4 protein-coding genes and 1 pseudogene are annotated in these 4,940 nt (G+C 69.9%); 3 read left to right on the top strand and 2 right to left on the bottom strand.

Going from position 1 to position 4,940, the window contains the following annotated elements; translation table 11 throughout:
- Positions 1-18: 18 nt before the first annotated feature.
- Positions 19-2,079, bottom strand: coding sequence for a phosphocholine-specific phospholipase C (locus ITI46_RS33140; RefSeq protein ID WP_209243653.1), 2,061 nt, complete (start codon positions 2,077-2,079; stop codon positions 19-21).
- Positions 2,080-2,401: 322 nt separating this feature from the next.
- Between ITI46_RS33140 and ITI46_RS33135 the strand changes: the two genes are divergently transcribed.
- From ITI46_RS33135 to ITI46_RS35955, 3 genes and pseudogenes are all read left to right on the top strand, one after another.
- Positions 2,402-3,667, top strand: coding sequence for an FUSC family protein (locus tag ITI46_RS33135; RefSeq protein WP_209243652.1), 1,266 nt, complete (start codon positions 2,402-2,404; stop codon positions 3,665-3,667).
- A gap of 187 nt (positions 3,668-3,854) precedes the next feature.
- Positions 3,855-3,968, top strand: a pseudogene (locus ITI46_RS36170) (hypothetical protein); the annotation flags it as partial.
- 161 nt (positions 3,969-4,129) lie between these two features.
- The gene (locus ITI46_RS35955) at positions 4,130-4,372 is read left to right on the top strand and encodes a hypothetical protein (protein WP_307808421.1); all 243 of its coding nucleotides are present in this window, start codon (positions 4,130-4,132) and stop codon (positions 4,370-4,372) included.
- 31 nt (positions 4,373-4,403) lie between these two features.
- Here ITI46_RS35955 and ITI46_RS33125 read toward each other — a convergent pair.
- Positions 4,404-4,940: hypothetical protein (locus ITI46_RS33125; RefSeq protein ID WP_209243651.1), on the bottom strand; the 537-nt coding region annotated here is incomplete at its 5' end.

The following is a 4,940-nucleotide window of genomic DNA, read 5'->3' as shown; positions in this document are numbered from 1 at the left end:
CCCCCGCCCTCGGAGGCGTCAGTCCGTCAGCGTGGCCGGGTCGCTGACGCCCGCCTCGCCGGTCTCGACGTGACCGGCGAGCCGGCGCTGCCAGCCGGCGTCGGTGTCGGTGGTGATGGTCAGGTCGTACCAGCGCTTGGACTCCCGCAGGCGCACGGTGTGCACCACAGTGGCGCCCGCGCGCACCTTGTGGGTGTCCTTGGCTCCCCCGTAGCCGTTGGCGACCGTGAGGACGCAGTCGGCGTCACCCGCGTTGGTGAGGGTCAGTTCGATGTCACCGCTCTCGGTGAGGTGGCGCGCTTTCACCTCGGGGCCAGGCTGCTTGCCGGGGCCCTTGAAGGTGCGCAGGAAGCCGTTCGGCCCGTGCGCCGTCAGGTCGTAGCTGCCGCTGGAGTAGCCGGTGTTCCAGGTGTCGGACAGCTGCTTGCCGGCCTCGGTGCTGTAGGTCCAGGGGCCGTCGGTGCGGTTGGCCGAGGTGACGAGGAAGAAGGCGCCGGCGGAGCTGCCGCCGCTGAAGGTGAGGGTGAACTTGCCCTCCTTCGGCGCGGCCGCGCCGTCCACCAGCGGTGCGTAAGGCAGCGGACGCGTCGGCCGGGAGCCCGCCTCCTGCTTGGGCAGCACCGGCTTGGCGGGCGGCTTGGGGACGTAGCTGTCGTGCCGCTCCTTGTCCGGCGGCTCGTAGGAGTCGGTGTCAGGGAGGTCGGCCGGGTCGGTGTCCTTGAGGGAGAAGTCGAACGCCGAGGTCAGATCGCCGCACAGGGCTCGCCGCCAGGGCGAGATGTGGGGCTCGTGCACCCCGAAGCGGCGCTCCATGAAGCGGATGACGGAGGTGTGGTCGAACAGTTCGGAGCACACATAGCCACCGGTGCTCCAGGGGGAGACGACCAGCATCGGCACGCGCTGGCCGAAGCCGTAGGGTCCGGGCGCGTAGCCGCCCAGGCCGCCCTTGTAGTAGTCGGGCGCGGTGTCCACGGTGGACCGGCCCTGGGAGGCGGAGGCCGGCGGATAGGGCGGGACGACGTGGTCGAAGTAGCCGTCGTTCTCGTCGTAGGTGATGAACAGCGCCGTCTTCGCCCACACCTCGGGGTTGGAGGTGAGGGCCTCCAGCACCTGGGAGATGTACCAGGCGCCGTAGTTGGCGGGGAAGTTCGGGTGTTCGGTGAACGCCTCGGGCGAGGCGATCCAGGAGATCTGCGGCAGCTTCCCGGCCTTGACGTCGGCCTTGAGGATGTCGAAGAAGCCGTCGCCCTTCTTGGCGTCGGTGCCGGTGCGGGCCTTGTCGTGGAGCGGGTCGCCGGGCTTGGCGTTGCGGTAGTTGTTGAAGTACAGCAGTGAGTTGTCGCCGTAGTTGCCGCGGTAGGCGTCCTCGATCCAGCCCCAGCTGCCGTCGGCGTCCAGGCCGTCGCCGATGTCCTGGTAGATCTTCCAGGAGATACCTGCCTTCTCCAGCCGCTCCGGGTATGTGGTCCAGCCGTACCCGGCCTCCTCGTTGCCCAGCACGGGCCCGCCGCCCTCGCCGTCGTTGCCCGCGTAGCCGCTCCACATGTAGTAGCGGTTGGGGTCGGTGGCGCCGATCATCGAGCAGTGGTACGCGTCGCAGATGGTGAAGGCGTCGGCGAGCGCGTAGTGGAAGGGGATGTCCTGGCGGGTCAGATACGCCATGGTGCCGGTGCCCTTGGCGGGGATCCACTGGTCGTACTTGCCCTCGTTCCACGCCTGGTGGCCGCCGGCCCAGTCGTGGTTGAGGCCCGCGATGAACTGCATGCCCAGGTTCTCGGCGTCCGGGTGGTAGGGCAGTACGTCCTTGCTGCCGTCGGACTGCTGCCAGACCGTCCGCTTGCCGGTCGGTGCGGCAGGACGCGGGTCGCCGAAACCGCGGACGCCCTTGAGGGTGCCGAAGTAGTGGTCGAACGACCGGTTCTCCTGCATCAGCACGACGATGTGCTCGACGTCGTCGATGGTGCCGGAACGGCGGGCAGCGGGGATGGCGGCGGCCCGCTCGATGCTGCCGGAGAGGGCCGAGAAGCCCGCGGTCGCGCCGGCTATCTGGAGGAACCGGCGCCGGTTGAGTTCTGGCATGTCTCTGCTGACCTCGCAGGGCGTGTGTGCGGAACGTCGGACGCGCAGAGTCTTTCAAGAACACCGGCACCCGGGGAAGCCACCTGTATGAACAAGTTGGCAAACATCCGGGGACGGGAAGAGGTACTGGCCCGCTGCCACCAGCGGCAACGCGACAGGAGCACAGACCGCCCGTCGCCGCGCTGTGTTCCGCACGGCGGACGTCAGCACAGTGACCACCGCCACACACCGCCGAGGGGAAAAACGGGCACTCCGCCACTGCGCGGGCAACCCGCCCGGACCGCCCGAGGGGACGACCAGATGCGGCGAGGGAGAGTCACGTATGACCGAGGAGGCGCGGGTGTCCCAGGACGACGGGTCCCAGGACGAAGGCGACGCGGCGTCACAGCAGAGCAGGTGGACACGCGGGCGGCGCTGGCTGAGCCGCGCACGCGCTTCGTCGGGACACGAGCGGCACACCCTGGAGATCATCGGCAAGAGCACACTGGCCGCCACCGTCTCCTGGTTCGTGGCGCACGATCTGATGGCGGCGCGGACACCGGCGTTCGCGCCGTTCTCCGCCGTGCTGATCATGCAGGTGACGATCTATCAGTCGTTGCTCCAGGCGCTCCGCTACCTGGCCGCCGTCTCCGCCGGGGTGTGCGTGCAGGGGGCGCTGGGCATGCTGGCCGGGCCCGATCTGCTGACCTTCGTGCTGGTCGCGCTGATCGCGCTGACCATCGGCCGCTGGCAGCGGCTCGGCTCGCAGGGCAGCCAGGTGGCGACCGCCGCGTTCTTCGCCTTCGCCACCTATGTGTCCGCCGGCGGCGACGTGCAGCGGCTGGGACAGCTCGGCCAGATCCTCGAACTGGTCGGCATCGGCTGCGGGATCGGCGTACTGATCAACATCACGGTGCTGCCGCCGATGCGCTACCGCAGCGCGGAGGACGGCATCCGGGCGCTGGCCCACTCGATGTGCGATCTCGTCAGCGACATCGCTCCCCCGCTGCGGGACGGCAGCCTCGACGAGGAGACGGCCTGGCACTGGCGGCAGCGCGCCAACGCGCTGGGGCCGCTCGTCGGCCAGGCGCGTGCGGCGCTGCACACGGCGGTGGAGAGCAGGTACTACAACCCGCGGCTGGTGCTTCCAGGCGGCTCCCGGCACGAGGATTTCTCCGGTTACCAGGAAGTGGTCGACGCGCTGGAGCGCGTCACCTATCAACTCACCTCGATGACCCGGACCCTGCACCAGTGGCCGCAGGACGAGAGCGGCGAGGAGTGCCGCCGGTTCCTGCGGGACTACGCCGAACTGATGGACGCCGTCGCCGTCGTCGTCCGCCACTTCAGCGAGATCGACGCGCGGTGGCTCACCAGCCAGGTACGGGGGCTGCGCCGGGCGACCGAGGCGGCGCAGGAGCGGCGCGCCGAGCTGGTCGAGCACACCCGGCAGACCTCGCTGCTGCTGAGTGACCCGTCCCGGCCGTACGGCATCCTCCTCGCGGAGGCCGCCCGGCTGATGGATGAGGCCCAGCATTCCTGCGACGTTCTCCACCACGCGGTCCAGCACGCCGCCGAGACCGGTGAACTCTCGGAGAAGGCCACCGGGTGAGCCAGCGGGTTGCGGGCTGCCCCCCTGACCACAGGGAAGCCCGGCATGCGGAGCAAGCTGAACCACACATTCTGGAAACCCGGCGACCTGGAGCGGGCGATCCACGTCGAGCGCTCCGCGCGCACAGGACCTGGCTGAGCTCGGTGAGGCTCAGTGGGCGACGGCATCGCTGTGTGAACGCTGGACCGTGGAGGAGGTCGTGGCCCATCTGACCGCAGGGGCCGGCACCAGGATGCGGCGCTGGCTGCTGAGCATGCCGGCCGCCCGGTTCGACCCTGATCTGCACAACGACCGGCGACTCGCGGAGCACCGGGGTGCTACGCCTGAAGAGACCTTGCAACGATTTCGCGAGGTCGTCACCGGGCCCGCCGGGCCCACAGGCCATACTGCGGTGTGGCTGGGCGAAATAGTCGGCACAGCGAGGACATCCGCCGGCCATTGGGTCTTGTGCGGACACCACCGGTGGCCACGACGACCGCCGTGGCCCGCTTCTTCGCCAGTCGCGATTTCACCGTCGCGAGCAAAACTGCAATCGCCGGCTTGCGGGTCGAGGCCACAGACGGACCGATCACCACCGGCTCGGGGGATCTGCTCCGGGGGCCGACGCTCTCGCTGGTGATGGGAATGGCGGGCCGCGCAGCGGCGTGCGAGGACCTCGAGGGGGACGGTGTGGCCGTCTTGCGCGCCCGCCTGGGCTCAGGTTGACGAACGAGCCCGAGGGGTTTGAAAGGCAAGCTCAGCGCCGCAGGCTGTAGCGGACGATGCGGGATCTGGCCTCCCGTTCGCTCAGGCCCAGCGCCTCCCCCGCCGCCTTCCAGGAGATCTCGTCGGCGTGGATGTTCTGGGCCGCGAGGTGACCGACGTCCGTGGTGAGACGCTCCAGTTCGCCCACGGCGCGGACCGCGGCCAGCGGCGCCTGGTCGGCCAGGGCTAAGAGTTCGTCGCCCAGTTGCTCCAGCCGCTCCGCCAGTCCGACCGGCAGCGGGACGGAGCGTCTCTCCACGTCGCGGATGTGCCGGCTCCACTCCTTCCGGGCGCCGGAGACGTCGAAGTCGCCATGGGCGCCCAACTGACCCTGGCCGATGGGGAATCGGGACTCACCGCGCCAGCCGCACGCGCACGCGGCCCGCACCCATGCGGCCTGCGGCCGGGAGGGCATCCTGCCGTCGTAGGCCCACCACTCGGTGGTCTGCTGCATCCGCGGCCCGCTGCCCATGTCGAGATACACCGGTCCTGGCTCGCTGCCGTCCGCCAGGAGAGCTCCCGCCCACCC

Source organism: Streptomyces oryzae, from assembly GCF_017676365.1.
Classification (GTDB): Bacteria; Actinomycetota; Actinomycetes; order Streptomycetales; family Streptomycetaceae; genus Streptomyces; species Streptomyces oryzae.
Note: the sequence above shows the minus strand (reverse complement) of the source record. Positions and strands in the feature narration are given on the sequence as shown.